Origin of the sequence: Solicola agrisoli (assembly GCF_049059935.1) — a bacterium.
Classification (GTDB): domain Bacteria; phylum Actinomycetota; class Actinomycetes; order Propionibacteriales; family Nocardioidaceae; genus JAURVT01.
This window is the reverse complement of the sequence record NZ_JBMGQR010000091.1, coordinates 1-15041: the sequence shown is the minus strand read 5'-3', so window position 1 is coordinate 15041 and position 15041 is coordinate 1. Positions and strand designations below refer to the sequence as shown.

The window sequence follows — 15041 nt, the reverse complement described above, 5'->3', positions numbered from 1 at the left end:
CGGCGCCCGACCGCGCGATCCTCTACCTACACGGCGGCGCCTTCCTGTGCTGCGGCCTGAACTCCCACCGCCGCCTGGTCGCCCGCATCTCCAAGGCGTCCGGGGCGGGCGTGCTCCACGTGGGCTACCGGATGATGCCGCGCAACACCATCAACCACGCGGTCGCCGACGCCCTCGACGGCTACCGCTGGCTCCTCGCGCACGGCTACCGCGGCGAGGACGTCGTGGTGGCCGGCGACTCCGCCGGCGGCTACCTCGCCTTCATGACGGCGCTCGAGGCGATGGACGCCGACCTCCCGCGACCGGCCGGCGTGGTGGCCCTGTCGCCGCTCGCCGACATGGACCCCGCAGGCAAGCGCGCCCACGCCAACGCGAACCGCTGCCCGGTCTTCACGCTCCGCGCCGTCGAGGCCCTCACCGACCTCGCCGACCGCGTCGAGACCCGCTTCGAGGTCGACGGCGTCTCCCCCGAGCGCCGCTCCCCCGTCGACGCCGACCTGGTCGGGCACCCGCGCACGCTCATCCAGGTGGGCTCGCAGGAGATGCTCCTCGCCGACGCCGAGCTCATGGCCTCGCGCCTGGTCGCCGCGGGCGTCGAGTGCGAGCTGCAGGTGTGGGAGCGCCAGGTGCACGTCTTCCAGGCCGCGTCCTGGCTGCCCGAGGCGCGCGCCGCCGTTGCCGAGGTGGGCGAGTTCGTCAAGCAGGCCACGGCCGCGGCGATGCCCGCGGTGCACGCCCACACGGGCTAGCGTCTGGGCATGGACCCCGTCGAGGCCGCGCTGGTCGCCGAGCTGGCGCGACGCTCGGGCCTGGTGTGGGTGACGCTCGGCGACCCGCCGCGCCACCACGCCGTCTCGCACGTCTGGCACGACGACGCCGTGTGGGTCGTCAGCGGCGGTGGTGAGCAGCCGCTCCCCGGCATCGACCACGTCCATGACGCCGTGCTGACGCTGCGCTCGCGGGCCACGCGCTTCACCGTGGCGCGCGTCCGCGCCACCGTGGAGACCGTCCCCGCCGACGACGCACGCTGGGATGAAGCCGCGCGCGTGCTGCTCGCCGACCGGCTCAACGTCGCCGGCCCGGATCCGCTGCGGCGCTGGGCGACGTCGGCGACGGTCAGCCGGCTGGTCCCGGTCGAGGTGCTCGAGGCGCCCGGACGCCTGGGCGACGGTGCGCAGCGGGAGGAGCCCGTCGCGTCCCCGGCGACGACCCGCACCGCCGGCCCGTGGTCGCTCCGACGGGCGCGGAAGGCACCACCGCCGCTGTCGGGTTAGCGTTGGGGACCACACCGCATCTCGACTCGAGGAGCACCATCTGATGTCCCGCGCCGACCGTCACTCCCTCACCGGCGACTACGACGAGGACGCGGTGGAGGTCCACGGCCCCAAGCACCACGCCGCCGGGCCGACCGCCGTCGCGGTGTCGATGAAGCGCGCGATCGACCACATGGGTCCGGTGCGCACGGCCCAGACGCTCCTCAAGCTCAACCAGGCCGACGGCTTCGACTGCATGAGCTGCGCCTGGCCCGACCCGGACCCGGAGAACCGGCACTCCGCGGAGTTCTGCGAGAACGGCGCGAAGGCGGTCGCCGAGGAGGCCACCACCGACCGCGCCACCCCGGAGTTCTTCGCCCGGTACTCGATCGAGGAGCTCGACCAGCAGTCCGAGTGGTGGCTCGGGCAGCAGGGACGCATCACCGAGCCCATGGTCAAGCGCCCCGGCGGCACGCACTACGAGCCCATCGACTGGGACGAGGCGTTCGCGCTCGTCGGCGACACCCTGAACGCGCTCGACTCCCCCGACGAGGCGATCTTCTACACCTCCGGACGCGCGTCCAACGAGGCGGCGTTCGCCTACCAGCTGTTCATCCGCGCCTACGGCACCAACAACCTGCCCGACTGCTCCAACATGTGCCACGAGTCGACGAGCGTCGCGCTGGCGGAGTCCATCGGCATCGGCAAGGGCTCGGTGAGCCTGCGCGACATGTACGACGCCGAGCTGATCGTGCTCGCGGGCCAGAACCCCGGCACGAACCACCCCCGCATGCTCTCGGCGCTGGAGACCGCCAAGCGCCGCGGCGCCAAGATCCTGTCGATCAACCCGCTCCGCGAGGCCGGGCTGGTCAACTTCAAGAACCCGCAGAAGGTCCGCGGCATGGTGGGCGGCGGCACCGACCTCACCGACCTGTACCTGCCCATCGCGATCAACGGCGACCTGGCGCTGTTCCAGGCGTTCGGGCACCTGCTCTCGCAGTGGGACGCGATCGACCACGACTTCGTCGCCGAGCACACCACCGGCTTCGACGCGTGGCGCGAGCACGTCGCCGACCTCGACTGGGACATGGTCGAGCGCGCCACCGGTCTCAGCCGGGCCACGATCACCGAGGCCGCGGAGATGCTGCGCGACTCCAAGGCGACGATCTTCTGCTGGGCCATGGGCATCACCCAGCACCGCAACGCCGTCGCCACGATCAAGGAGATCACCAACGTCGCCCTCGTCCAGGGCAACATCGGCAAGCGCGGCGCGGGCCTGTGCCCCGTGCGCGGCCACTCCAACGTCCAGGGCGACCGCACGATGGGCATCTGGGAGCGTCCGCCGGAGTGGTTCCTGGACTCCCTGCAGAGCGAGTTCGGCTTCGACCCGCCGCGCGAGCACGGGCTCGACACCGTCGACTCGATCCGCGCGATGCGCGACGGCAAGGCCCACGTGTTCGTCGGGCTCGGCGGCAACTTCGTGCACGCCGCCCCCGACACCGACGTCACCGCCGACGCGCTGCGCAGCACCAGGCTCACGGTGCAGGTGTCGACCAAGCTCAACCGCTCGCACCTGGTCACCGGCGAGACCGCGCTGATCCTCCCCACCCTCGGGCGCACCGAGATCGACCGGCAGGAGAGCGGCGAGCAGTTCATCAGCGTCGAGGACTCGATGTCGGCGGTGCACGCCTCGCGCGGTCCGCTGGAGCCCGCCGGCCCGCTGCTGCGCTCGGAGGTCGCGATCGTCACCGGCATCGCCGAGGCCACGATCGGCGACCGGCACGGCATCGAGTGGGCCGCGATGCGCGCCGACTACGGACGCATCCGCACCCACATCTCGCGGGTCGTCGCGGGCTGCGAGAACTACACCGAGCAGGTCGACCGGCCCGGTGGCTTCGTGCTCCCGCACCCGCCCCGTGACTCGCGCACCTTCAAGACCGGGTCGGGCAAGGCCGAGATCGTCGTCTCGCCCGTCGACCTGCTGCACGTGCCCGAGGGGCACCTGCTGCTGCAGACGCTGCGCAGCCACGACCAGTACAACACCACGATCTACGGTCTCAGCGACCGCTATCGCGGCATCGAGGGCGGCCGCCGCGTCGTGTTCGTGCACCCCGACGACATCACGGCGCTCGGCTTCGTCGACGGCGACCACGTCGACCTCGTCGCCCGCTGGGACGACGACGACATCGAGCGTCGGGCGAGCGACTTCCGCATCGTCTCCTACGACACGCCGCGTGGATCGGCCGCGGGCTACTACCCCGAGACCAACCCGCTGGTGCCGCTCGACTCCACGGCCGACTTCAGCAACACGCCGACCTCCAAGGCCGTCGTGGTGTCCCTCGAGCCCGCCACCACGGGGCACCACACCCGCTCCGGCGGGGCCTCGCGACGCGGCGGCGGGCAGGACGGCACGGGGTCCGACGACGGACACAAGTCACGGGTCGAGACGGCTCCCATGTCCTGACCCCGACGGGGTCTACCTTGTGATCGACATCCGACTCACAGGGGGACACATCCACGTGAAGACCAACTCCATCGCACGCGTCGCGGCGCGTGTCACCGTCGTCGGCGCCACCGCCGTCGCGCTCACCCTCGGCAGCACCAGCCTCGCCGGCGCCAGCGACTCGACCACCGGTTCGGCGACGCTGACGTCCGACGCGCCGACCACCGCCTCGGCCGGTGCCCGCAAGGCCGTCACGAGCATGAGCGTGACGAACGGCGTGCTGTCGAGCAAGAGCGGCACGACCATCTCGGCGGCCGTCGGCGGCTCGCCCAAGTTCGCGAACGCCAGCCGCATCGCCGTGCCCATCCGCAAGGGCAGCAAGCGCCTGGGCACCTTCAACCTGTCGATCAGCACGGGTCGCGGCTCGTTCACCTACTACAACGGCTACGGCCGCGGCGCCCGCCAGGTCGGCCCGCTGTACTACTACGCCGCCAACGGCGCCTACCTCGGCAGCGAGAACGTCAACCGCACCTTCTACGTGCGCTCGGCGGTCAAGGGCAAGCTCAAGGTCCGCAGCACGGGCAGCAGCAAGCGCGCCAAGGCCAACGTCAAGATCTGGTCCTCGAGCAAGAAGAAGTACATCAGCGCCAAGCGCGTGAAGCTCCAGGTCCTGTCCGGCGGCACGTGGCGGACCAAGAAGACGATCAAGCTGAACAAGAAGGGCACCGGCTACTACTCCTTCCGCTCCTCGAGCAAGAAGAAGTACCGCGTCCTGATCAAGACCACGTCGACGATCCAGGGCGCCAAGACCCGCGGCATCCGCATCTGACGCGAGGTCGCACCGGCAGCACCGCGACGACGACGCCCCGCACGCTTCTCGCGTGCGGGGCGTCGTGCGTCTGCGGCGGGTGGGTCAGAACAGTGCCGACGCCCGTGACACGGTCTGGTAGACGCCGTAGGCGAGCGGCACGCCGACGACGAGCCACGCGATGGGGACGAGCACGCCCTGGGCCTTCTGCGCGCCCTTGACCTCGCCCTTCGGGTGGTCGGTGGCGGGGCCGTCGGACGCGTCGCGCGCACCGGCCTTCTCGTGGAACCGGCTCGCGACCGGACGCACCAGCAGGTTGGCGACGAAGCCCACCGCGAGCACGCCGACCATCGTCAGCAGCGCGGGGCGGTAGTCGGCGGCCACGAGCTCACCGGGGGTGCCTCGCGCGTCCAGGAAGCCGTTGACGATCAGCGGTCCGGCGACGCCGGCCGCGGCCCACGCCGTCAGCAGGCGGCCGTGGATGGCTCCGACCTGGTAGGTGCCGAACAGGTCGCGCAGGTAGGCCGGGATCGTCGCGAACCCGCCGCCGTAGAACGTCAGGATGACGCCCGCGAGCACCACGAACAGGGCCGTGGAGGAGTCGCCGAACAGCGCGAGGCACGCGTAGAGCACCATGCCGACGCCCAGGTAGAGCACGTAGATGTTCTTGCGCCCCACCACGTCGGACGTGGACGACCAGACGAAGCGGCCGGCCATGTTGCAGATCGACAGCAGGCCCACGAAGCCGCCGGCGGTGGCCGCGGCGACGGTGCTGGTCTCGCCGGTGCGGAAGAAGTCCTGGATCATGCCCGCGGCCTGCTCGAGGATGCCGATGCCCGCGGTGACGTTGCAGAACAGCACCACCCACAGGAGCCAGAACTGCGGCGTCCTGATCGCGTTGTTGGCCGAGACGTTGGCGTCGGTGACCATCGGCTTGGCCTTGACCGACGCGGGGTCGAAGCCCTCGGGCTTCCAGCCGGCGGCCGGGACGCGGATGATCCAGGCGCCGAACAGCATGACGACCAGGTAGACCAGGCCGAGCGTGACGAACAGGCTGGCGACCGCCGACCCGCTCGCCACCGACGTGGGGTCGGAGGAGTCGAACGCGGAGTCGTAGGCGGCGAGGAGACGCGACGAGACGGGGCTCGCGATGAGCGCGCCGCCGCCGAAGCCCATGATCGCCATGCCCGTGGCCAGGCCCGGGCGGTCGGGGAACCACTTGATCAGCGTCGACACCGGCGAGATGTAGCCGATGCCCAGGCCGATGCCGCCGATGACGCCGTAGCCGAGGTACAGCAGCCACAGCTGCGACGTCGCGATGCCGGCGGCGCCGACCAGGAAGCCGACCGACCAGAACAGCGCGGAGGCGACCATCGCCCGGCGCGGGCCGCCGGTGTCGACCCAGGTGCCGAACACGGCGGCCGACAGGCCGAGCATGACGATCGCGATCGAGAACACGATCCCGACCGCGGTGAGGGTCGAGTCGAACTGCGCCACCAGGGACGCCTTGTAGACGCTGGTGGCGTAGACCTGCCCGATGCACAGGTGGACGGCCAGGGCAGCGGGCGGGATCAGCCAACGGTTGAAGCCGGGTCCGGCCACCGTCCGTTCGCGCTCCAGCAGGGCCAGGCTCATGTGGTGCCTCTCGTTGCCGTCCGGGCGGTCCCGGGCGGGTAGGGTCTCGGCTGTGACGAGTCCAGGCAGCCGCATCTACATCGCTCGGCTGGCAGGTCACGTCGTGTACGACCCGTCCGGTGACCAGGTCGGCAAGTGCCGCGACGTCGTCGTCACCCTCAGGACGGGCGGCTCGCGACCTCGCGTCCTCGGCCTGGTGGTCGAGGTGCTGGGTCGTCGCCGCGTGTTCCTGCCGATGACGCGCGTGACGTCGCTGGACTCCGGCCAGATCATCACCACGGGTGTCCTGAATGTACGACGCTTCGAGCAGCGCGCAACCGAGACCCTCGTCCTGGGCGAGCTGCTCGACCGCACGGTCCACCTGAGCGACGGCGACATCGACGGCTCGGTGTACGACGTCGCGATGGAGCAGGGACGCACCCGTGACTGGTACCTGTCGCACGTCGCCCTGCGCGAGCCCAGCAAGCGGTTCGGCCGCCGCGGGCAGTCGCACATCGGCGAGTGGTCCGAGGTCACCGGTCTGGTCGGCGCGGAGCTGGCGCAGCGCGCCACGCACCTGCTGGCCACGATGGACCAGATGCGACCGGCCGACCTCGCCAACGCGCTGCGCGAGCTGACGGCCAAGCGCCGCACCGAGATCGTCGCCGAGCTCGACGACGAGCGGCTCGCCGACGTCCTCGAGGAGTCGCCCGAGACCGCGCAGGTCGAGATCCTCACCGCCCTGGCCACCGAGCGCGCCGCCCGCGTGCTGGAGGAGATGTCACCCGACGACGCCGCCGACCTCGTCGGCGAGCTGCCGCCCGAGACCGCCGAGGCGCTGCTCGCGCTGATGGAGCCCGAGGACGCCGAGGACGTGCGCCGGCTGCTCGTCTACGAGGAGCACACCGCCGGCGGCATGATGACCACCGAGCCCGTGGTGCTGCCGCCCGACGCCACGATCGCCGAGGCCCTGGCCCGCGTCCGCAACCCCGAGCTCAGCCCGTCCCTCGCCGCGCAGGTCTACGTCTGCCGGCCCCCGCTGGAGACCCCGACGGGCAAGTTCCTCGGCATCGTCCACACCCAGAAGCTGCTGCGCGAGCCGCCGTCGACGCTGGTCGCGGCGGTCGTCGACAACGACATCGAGTGGCCGCGCCCCGAGAGCCATCTGGAGGAGGTCGCCACGGTGTTCGCCGCCTACAACATGGTCGCCTGCCCGGTGGTGGACGACAGCGGCCACCTCGTGGGCGCGCTGACGGTGGACGACGTCCTCGACCACCTCCTGCCCCAGGACTGGCGCGAGCGTGCGGCTGCGGGGCTGACCCATGGCGCGTGAGGACGGGCGCGAGCGGTTCGACCAGCCGCGCGACACGCGTCGCGGGCTGAGGCGACCCGACGTCGACCCCGAGGTGTTCGGCAAGTTCGCCGAGACGTTCGCCCGGTTCATGGGCACGGCCCAGTTCATCGGCTACATGACGGTCTTCATCGTCGTCTGGCTGATCTGGAACGCGGTGGGCCCCGAGTCGCTGCGCTTCGACCCGTTCCCGTTCATCTTCCTGACGCTGATGCTGTCGCTCCAGGCGTCGTACGCCGCGCCCCTGATCCTGCTCGCGCAGAACCGCCAGGAGGGTCGCGACCGCGTCACCCAGGAGCAGGACCGCGAGGCCAACACCCGCGCCCACGCCGACATGGAGTTCCTGGCCCGCGAGGTCGCGAGCCTGCGTCTCGGCCTCGGGGAGGTCGCCACCCGCGACTTCCTGCGCTCGGAGCTGCGGGGGCTGCTGCAGGAGCTGGAGGAGTCGCGCGCCTCCGAGACCCGCTCCACCGGCGACGACGACGGCGACGCCGACCCGCGGCCGTCGCGCTCGGGCCCCCGCACGTAGCATCGGTGGCATGAGCACTCTGACCGAGGCCGCCGTCCGCGAGGCCCTGAACTCCGTCCAGGATCCCGAGATCAAGCGGCCCGTGACCGAGCTCGGGATGGTCGACGAGGTCGAGGTCGACGGCGCGAACGTCCGCGTCCGCCTCCTGCTCACCGTCTCGGGCTGCCCCCTCAAGGACACCCTGACCCGCGACACCACCGCCGCGGTCAAGAAGCTCGACCCCTCGGTCGAGGTCCTCGTCGAGCTCGGCGTCATGAGCGACGACCAGCGCAAGAACCTGCGCGAGGTGCTGCAGGGCGGCCAGGCCGAGCGCGAGATCCCGTTCGCCCAGCCCGGCTCGCTCACCAAGGTCTACGCGATCGCCTCGGGCAAGGGCGGCGTCGGCAAGTCGTCGGTCACCGTCAACCTCGCGCTGGCGATGGCCGCGCAGGGCCTCAAGGTCGGCATCATCGACGCCGACATCTACGGCCACTCCATCCCCGACATGCTCGGCATCGGCGACGCCCGCCCGACGCAGGTCGAGGACATGATCATGCCGGTCCCGGTGCGGGGCCTGAAGGTGATGAGCGTCGGCATGCTCAAGCCGCGTCGCGACCAGGTGGTCGCCTGGCGCGGCCCGATGCTCGACCGGGCGCTCGTCCAGATGCTCTCCGACGTCTACTGGGGCGACCTCGACGCACTGCTGCTCGACCTCCCGCCCGGCACGGGCGACGTCGCCATCAGCCTGGGCCAGCACCTCGCCAACGCCGAGGTCGTGGTCGTGACCACGCCGCAACAGGCGGCCGCGTCGGTGGCCGAGCGCGCCGGCACGATGGCCTCGATGATGCACCAGCGCGTCGTGGGCGTCGTCGAGAACATGTCGTACCTCGAGCTCCCCAACGGCGACCGGATGGAGATCTTCGGCTCCGGCGGGGCCGAGAAGGTCGCTTCCACGCTCAGCGAGCGCTTCGGCTACGACGTGCCCGTGCTCGCCCACGTCCCCCTGGACGAGGCGGTGCGCGTCGGCGGCGACGAGGGCGTCGCCATCGTGGAGTCGGCCCCCGACTCCCCCGCGGCCAAGGAGCTGCGCGGCGTCGCCGAGCGGCTCGTCGGCCGCTCCCGCGGTCTCGCCGGCATGCAGCTCGGCCTGACGCCCGCCGGCCGGCTCTGAGCCACGGCGCCACGGACGTGAGGACGACGACGTGCTAGGCATGGGATGGCCCGAGATCGCCGTGGTCGTCATCGTCGCCGTCCTGGTGTTCGGGCCCGACAAGCTGCCGGACCTGGCCCGCCAGGCCGGGCAGATGCTGCGCACGGTGCGGCAGATGGTCGACAACGCCAAGTCCGACCTCGCCGACGAGATGGGCGAGGACTTCGCCGGGCTCAAGGACCTCAACCTGCGCGACCTCGACCCCCGCGAGGTGGTGCGACGCAACATCGTCGAGGCCATGGAGGGGCCGAGGGACCGCCCGTCCAAGAGCGCCGCGGCGGCCGCCGACCGTCCCCTCGAGGAGGACGAGACGCCCCCGTTCGACGACGAGTCGACGTAGGCCGGGCACCTCCCCCATCTGGCGGGTTTTCCCGCCCCAGGTGTAACTCGGGGTTTCATCTTGCGTTGGACCGGGCACACTCCGGCGACCACCGAGACGAAGGAACCCGTCGATGCGCCCGTCCAAGACCCTCCCCAGCCGCCGCGTCCTGCGCCGCGTGGGCGTCGCCGCCGCGGCGGTCGCCGCCGCCGCCGGCGCCCTCACGCTGGCCCCCACCGCGAACGCCGACTCCGACGGCATCGCCGCCGACGTGCAGCCCCTGCTGGCCCGCCAGCTCGGCACGCTCACCTCGACCACCGTGCTCGTCCACGGCACCGACCTCGCCGCCGCGAAGCGGGCCGTCGCGGCCAGCGGCCTGGACACGGTGACGTCGTTCGACAAGATCGGCGTGGTGGTCGCCCGCGGCACCGCCGCGCAGATCAAGGCCGCCGGCAACGAGCCCGGTGTCACCTACCTCGAGGGCAACGCCCCGATCGCCCCCACCGACGCCACCTCCAACATCGCGACGGGCGGCGCGGCCGTCGCCGCGAACGACACCGGCGCCAACGGCCAGGCCCTCGACGGCTCCGGGGTCTCGGTCGCGGTGATCGACTCCGGGGTCGACCCCACCCACCCGTACCTCAAGGACGCCGACGGCACGCCGGCCGTCGTCGCCAACCTGAAGAGCCTGTGCCTGGACGAGTCCACCACCGGCACCGACTGCGTGGTCAAGGTGCCGAACGTCGTCGACACCGACACGCTCTCGGCGGGTGGCCACGGCACGCACGTGAACGGCATCGTCGCGGGCCGTCCCACGACGCTCGCCGACGGCGCCAAGGTGCAGGGCGCCGCCCCCGGCGCCAGCCTGGTGTCCATCTCGACCGGCGCGGTGCTGCTCATCGTCGGCGCCGACTCGGCGCTGAACTGGGTGCTCGAGAACCACGACAAGCCCTGCGGCGAGGGCGTCCCCGCGTCCACCTGTCCGCCGATCAAGGTCACCAACAACTCCTACGGCCCCACCGGCGGCGGCGCGTTCGACCCGCAGTCGGCCACCGTCAAGCTGCAGCGGGCGCTCGCGGCCGAGGGCGTCGTCACCGTCTGGGCCGCCGGCAACGACGGCGGTGACGGCAGCGAGTCGCTGACCAACCCGCCGGGGCAGGACCCCACCGGCGGCATCCTGTCGGTCGCGTCCTACTTCGACCAGGCCACCGGCACCAAGGACGGCACGGTGAGCGAGTTCTCCTCGCGCGGGCTGTCGAGCGACTCCTCCACCTGGCCCGACGTGTCGGCCCCCGGTGAGGACATCGAGTCCTCCTGCCGCCTCTACCTGCCGATCTGCGCCACCGGCCTGAAGCCCAACAACGGGCCCGGTCCGCTCGACGTCGGCACGTTCAACACCATCAGCGGCACCTCGATGGCCGCGCCCCACGTGGCCGGCATCGTCGCGCAGCTGTTCCAGGCCGACCCCGGCGCCACGCCGGCCGAGGTGGAGGCTGCCATCACCGGCACCGCCCACCGCTACACCGACGGCGCCGCGTACACCCAGGCCGGCGGACGCACCACGTCGTTCGACAAGGGCACCGGCCTGGTGGACGTCGCCGCCGCGGTGGCGGCGATCCGCCAGTAGCGACCCGACGCCGCCGGCCCCGCTATCGCAGGGGGTCGGCGGCGCGCGTCATCCGCTCGAGCCCCCGCTGCACGCGGGCCAGCGGGCTGGTGTCGACGACCCGGTGCGGCAGGTCGGCGACGACGTCGGCCAGCCGTCCGACGCCGGCGTCGGTGACGACCGTGTAGACGACGCCGTCCTCGTCCCAGGTGGCCACGGTGGGCGAGCCCTCGCGGACCCAGACCTCGGTGGCGCCGAGCGTGGTTCGGCGGAAGCCGTCGAGCCCGGCCGGGTCGAGCGACCCGGACTGCTCGTAGAGCGAGACCCGCGACACGCCGTCGGTGTAGGCCAGGGACACGATGCGCTCAGCGTCCTGCTCCCAGAACGCCCCCTCGACGCGGTCGAGGTCGCGGGCGAGCGTCTCGTGGCAGGGCCAGCCGGAGCGGGTGAGCGAGACCATGCCGGCCTCGGAGATCGGGGTCGCGCTCGCCGAGACCGCGGGCGACGCGGCGAGCGGCAGCTCGCGGGGCGTGCCGTCGTCGTCGTAGGCCACCGCCCGCACCACCCGTCCGGTGGACGTCGAGACCCAGTACGCGGACGCGCGCCGGCCGTCCTCGGTGGCGACCACCTCGGTGGCGCGAAGGCCGTCGACGAGCGTGGTGTCGCCGAGACGGACGTCGTAGTTGCGCACGACGAGGTCGAGGTCGGGCACGGCGCCGTCGTCGCCGGCGAGCAGCTCGACGGCCGCGGGGTCGTCACCCCGGCCGGCGTCGTCGACCGCGCCGGTGCCGCGCACGAGTGCCGCCTGGACGATCCCGCTGCTGGGCGTGGGGGCCTGCGAGGCCCCGAACGCGTGGACGAAGCGGTCGACCGGCGGGCTGGTGGGCGCCGCCGACGACGCGACGGGCGAGCCGAGGCCGTACGCGCACGCACCCACGACCAGGGCGGCACCAGTGGCGGCGACCAGGCAGCGGAAGCCCGACGAGCCGACCAGCCCCGTGAGACGCGCACGGAGCCCCGTCGAGCTCTGGGCGGCGGCGCTGACGCGCTCGACGTCGGCCAGGTGCTGCAGGAGCCCGGCCGACGGGGCCGGGACGCTGCCGCCCAGGCCGGTCATGCGCCGCTTGACCTCGCGGTGGGCTCGGACCGCGGCCTGGCACTCCTCGCAGCTGTCGACGTGCACCTGGGCGTCGGCCGCCGCGTCGGCGGCCATCTGACCGTCGACGAAGTCGGCGACCCGCGAGCCCAGGTGTGCCATCAGATGCCCGGCACCGCCGCGTCGAGCGGTCCGGCGAAGCGGGTACGACCGGCGACGGGCGCGCGGTGCTGCAGCGCGGCACGCAGCTGGGTGCGTCCGCGGTGGATGCGGGAGCGGACCGTGCCGAGCTTGACGCCCAGCGCGGAGGCGATCTCGTCGTACGACAGGCCCTCGATGTCGCAGAGCACGACGGCGACGCGGAACTCCTCGGGCAGGCTCGCGAGCGCGGTCTCGATGTCGGGGTCGAGGTTGGCGTCGTGCCAGGCGAACTCCGGCGACGGGTCGGACCCGACGATGCGCTCCTCGGCGCCCTCGCCGAAGCCGTCGAAGCGGATGCGGGCGCGACGACGCACGCGGTCGAGGAACAGGTTGGTCGTGATCCGGTGGATCCAGCCCTCGAAGGAGCCGGGCTGGAACTTGTCGAGGGAGCGGAACACCCGGATGAAGACCTCCTGGGTGAGGTCCTCGGCGTCGTGCTGGTTGCCCGTTAGCCGGTAGGCCAGGCGGTACACCCGCGCCGAGTGCTGCTCGACGATCTCCTCCCAGGAGGGCAGGTCGGCGGTCGCGGTCGTGCCCGCGTCCGTCCGTCTCGACCTCACGTCAGCGTCCACCTTCATGCTCATGGTCACGATCCTCGCGTCCCTGCCTGAGAGAACGCCCAGAACGCCGTGACCGTTCCCTGAACCCCGGACGCGTCCGCGCTGAGTCGTGGCCGGGCCGGGCGTCGGCGTGCCCTAGGCTGTGGGCTGTCCGAACACGTCCTGAGGAGGCCGTCATCAGCGCTGCGAGCACCCCCGTGAGCTGGGCGTACGCCGAGGAGTTCATCCCCGAGGACGAGGCCCTGCAGTCGGCGCGCGCCCGCGCGGCCGAGGTGGGCGCCACCCCGGTCGGCCAGGGCTCCGGCGCGACGTTGCGGCTCCTCGCGTCCCTGACGCAGGCCCAGGCCGTCGTCGAGGTGGGCACCGGCACCGGCGTCTCGGGCCTGTGGCTCCTGCGCGGCATGCGTCCCGACGGCGTCCTGACGTCGGTCGACCGCGAGGCCGAGCACCAGCGCCTCGCCCGCGAGACCTTCGCCGAGGCGAACGTCGCCTCCCAGCGTTTCCGGCTGATCCCGGGATCCGCGCTCGAGGTCCTGCCCCGCCTCACCGACGGCCACTACGACCTGGTCTTCGTCGACGGCGACAAGCGCGAGTACACCGAGTACCTCACCGAGGCGGTCCGCCTGGTGCGGCCCGGCGGCGTCATCGCGTTCGACAACGCCCTGCTGGCCGACCGCGTCGCCGACCCGTCGCAGCGCGACGCCGAGACGCAGGCCGTCCGCGACCTCGGACAGGCGATCCGCGACGACGAGCGTCTCGTCAGCGCCCTGCTGCCCGTGGGCGACGGCCTGCTGGTCGCGCAGCGCCGGTAGGTCCCCCGACGCAGACCTCCCACGCCCTGGACGCAGGCGTGGGAGGTCTTGCCGGGACGCGGCACGGTCAGGGCGTCGCGACGCCCGGGACGGCCTTGAGGGCATCGCCCAGCTCGGTGGCCTCGGCGTTGTTGAGCTCGACGACGAGGCGTCCGCCGCCCTCGAGCGGGACGCGCATCACGATGCAACGCCCCTCCTTGGTGACCTCCATCGGACCGTCTCCGGTCCGTGGCTTCATGGCCGCCATGCGTTACCCCTCTCGATCTGTGCACCCGTCAGGACTCAGGCGCTGCGCTCATTATCGCCCATCGAGGCACGCCGTGGTGACAGGTACGGTGCACAGATGTCCGCAGAAGCCAGTCCTGTCCGCTACGAGGTCGCCGACGGGGTCGCCACGGTGACGCTCGACCGGCCCGACGCGATGAACGCGCTCGACACCGCCACCAAGGAGGCGCTGCGCGACGCGGTGCACCGGGCGGCGTCCGACGACGAGGCGCGGGCGGTCGTCCTCACGGGCACGGGTCGCGCGTTCTGCGTCGGGCAGGACCTCAAGGAGCACGTCGAGGGGCTGCGCTCGGACCGCCCGGCGCCGCTGTCGGACACCGTCGAGGCGCACTACAACCCGACCGTCACGGCGCTGGCCACCATGCCCAAGCCGGTGGTCGCCGCCGTCAACGGCGTGGCGGCGGGTGCGGGCGCGTCGCTGACGTTCGCCTGCGACTTCCGGATCCTGGCCGAGTCGGCGTCGTACAACCTGGCGTTCGCGTCGATCGCGCTGTCGTGCGACACCGGCGCGTCGTGGACGCTCCCCCGGCTCGTGGGCCACGCGCGCGCCACCGACCTGCTGATGCGGCCGCGCACCATCCACGCGGGCGAGGCCGAGGTCCTCGGGCTCGCCACGGAGGTCGTGCCCACCGACCGGCTCGCCGAGGACGCGCACGCCTTCGCCGCGCGGCTGGCCGCCGGCCCCACCCTCGCGCTCGCGTCGATCAAGCGGGCGCTGGCCTACTCGGCCACGCACGACCTGGCGACGTCGCTGATCCACGAGGCGCAGAAGATGGCGTTCACGGGGTCGTCCGCCGACCACGCGGCCGCCGTCGATTCCTTCCTGGCCAAGCAGAAGCCGGTCTTCCAGGGTCGCTAGCGCGTCGCGCCAAGGGCCTTGAGCACGCCCCGGGGGGCGGTCCGGGTGAGGTAGGCCCGCGTCGGCTTGCGCCCCAGCTCGACGGTGATGGTGGTGCCGTCGTGGGTCTCGTCGAA

General features: G+C 72.3%; 15 protein-coding genes. 11 read left to right on the top strand and 4 right to left on the bottom strand.

Annotated features, from left to right (window positions below; genetic code table 11):
* The 4 genes from ACI6PP_RS20730 to ACI6PP_RS20715 form a co-directional block, all read left to right on the top strand.
* Nucleotides 1-749, top strand: a 749-nt coding sequence (locus ACI6PP_RS20730; RefSeq protein ID WP_421113599.1) for an alpha/beta hydrolase, incomplete at its 5' end; no start/stop codon positions are given.
* A 9-nt stretch (nt 750-758) separates the two neighbouring features.
* Entirely contained in the window at nt 759-1274 is a 516-nt protein-coding gene (locus ACI6PP_RS20725; protein ID WP_421113598.1) for a hypothetical protein, read from the top strand.
* Nucleotides 1275-1317: 43 nt separating this feature from the next.
* Nucleotides 1318-3717 (top strand): FdhF/YdeP family oxidoreductase, encoded by a 2400-nt coding sequence (locus ACI6PP_RS20720; protein WP_421113597.1) that lies wholly within the window; start codon nt 1318-1320, stop codon nt 3715-3717.
* A 55-nt stretch (nt 3718-3772) separates the two neighbouring features.
* Nucleotides 3773-4525, top strand: a complete 753-nt coding sequence (locus ACI6PP_RS20715; RefSeq protein WP_421113596.1) for a hypothetical protein — start codon at nt 3773-3775, stop codon at nt 4523-4525.
* 84 nt (nt 4526-4609) lie between these two features.
* Here the strand turns inward: ACI6PP_RS20715 and ACI6PP_RS20710 are convergent, their stop codons facing one another.
* The gene (locus ACI6PP_RS20710) at nt 4610-6139 is read right to left on the bottom strand and encodes an OFA family MFS transporter (protein WP_421113595.1); all 1530 of its coding nucleotides are present in this window, start codon (nt 6137-6139) and stop codon (nt 4610-4612) included.
* Between the two features lie 52 nt (nt 6140-6191).
* Here ACI6PP_RS20710 and ACI6PP_RS20705 point away from each other — a divergent pair, with 52 nt between their 5' ends.
* From ACI6PP_RS20705 to ACI6PP_RS20685, 5 genes are all read left to right on the top strand, one after another.
* Nucleotides 6192-7451, top strand: coding sequence for a magnesium transporter MgtE N-terminal domain-containing protein (locus ACI6PP_RS20705; protein WP_421113594.1), 1260 nt, complete (start codon nt 6192-6194; stop codon nt 7449-7451).
* Nucleotides 7441-7998, top strand: a complete 558-nt coding sequence (locus ACI6PP_RS20700) for a DUF1003 domain-containing protein (RefSeq protein ID WP_421113593.1) — start codon at nt 7441-7443, stop codon at nt 7996-7998. Before ACI6PP_RS20705 ends, ACI6PP_RS20700 begins: the two co-directional genes overlap by 11 nt.
* A gap of 10 nt (nt 7999-8008) precedes the next feature.
* Complete coding sequence (locus tag ACI6PP_RS20695; RefSeq protein WP_421113592.1) at nt 8009-9148, top strand: Mrp/NBP35 family ATP-binding protein; 1140 nt, start codon at nt 8009-8011, stop codon at nt 9146-9148.
* 40 nt (nt 9149-9188) lie between these two features.
* The gene (locus ACI6PP_RS20690) at nt 9189-9527 is read left to right on the top strand and encodes a sec-independent translocase (protein WP_421113591.1); all 339 of its coding nucleotides are present in this window, start codon (nt 9189-9191) and stop codon (nt 9525-9527) included.
* 112 nt (nt 9528-9639) lie between these two features.
* Nucleotides 9640-11133: a S8 family serine peptidase gene (locus ACI6PP_RS20685; protein ID WP_421113590.1), complete on the top strand. Its 1494-nt coding sequence runs from the start codon at nt 9640-9642 to the stop codon at nt 11131-11133.
* A gap of 22 nt (nt 11134-11155) precedes the next feature.
* Here the strand turns inward: ACI6PP_RS20685 and ACI6PP_RS20680 are convergent, their stop codons facing one another.
* Nucleotides 11156-12370, bottom strand: a complete 1215-nt coding sequence (locus ACI6PP_RS20680; RefSeq protein ID WP_421113589.1) for a hypothetical protein — start codon at nt 12368-12370, stop codon at nt 11156-11158.
* Nucleotides 12370-12993 carry an RNA polymerase sigma factor SigE gene (sigE, locus tag ACI6PP_RS20675; protein WP_421113588.1) on the bottom strand — a complete coding sequence of 208 codons (624 nt, stop codon included), beginning with the start codon at nt 12991-12993 and terminating at the stop codon, nt 12370-12372. The genes ACI6PP_RS20680 and sigE overlap by 1 nt, the downstream gene beginning before the upstream one ends.
* A gap of 173 nt (nt 12994-13166) precedes the next feature.
* Here sigE and ACI6PP_RS20670 point away from each other — a divergent pair, with 173 nt between their 5' ends.
* On the top strand, nt 13167-13781 hold the full coding sequence (locus ACI6PP_RS20670) for an O-methyltransferase (protein WP_421113587.1): 615 nt from the start codon (nt 13167-13169) through the stop codon (nt 13779-13781).
* Nucleotides 13782-13848: 67 nt separating this feature from the next.
* Here ACI6PP_RS20670 and ACI6PP_RS20665 read toward each other — a convergent pair whose 3' ends face one another.
* Nucleotides 13849-14028, bottom strand: a complete 180-nt coding sequence (locus ACI6PP_RS20665; RefSeq protein WP_421113585.1) for a DUF3117 domain-containing protein — start codon at nt 14026-14028, stop codon at nt 13849-13851.
* Between the two features lie 96 nt (nt 14029-14124).
* Between ACI6PP_RS20665 and ACI6PP_RS20660 the strand changes: the two genes are divergently transcribed.
* On the top strand, nt 14125-14925 hold the full coding sequence (locus ACI6PP_RS20660; RefSeq protein ID WP_421113583.1) for an enoyl-CoA hydratase-related protein: 801 nt from the start codon (nt 14125-14127) through the stop codon (nt 14923-14925).
* Nucleotides 14926-15041: the final 116 nt, after the last annotated feature.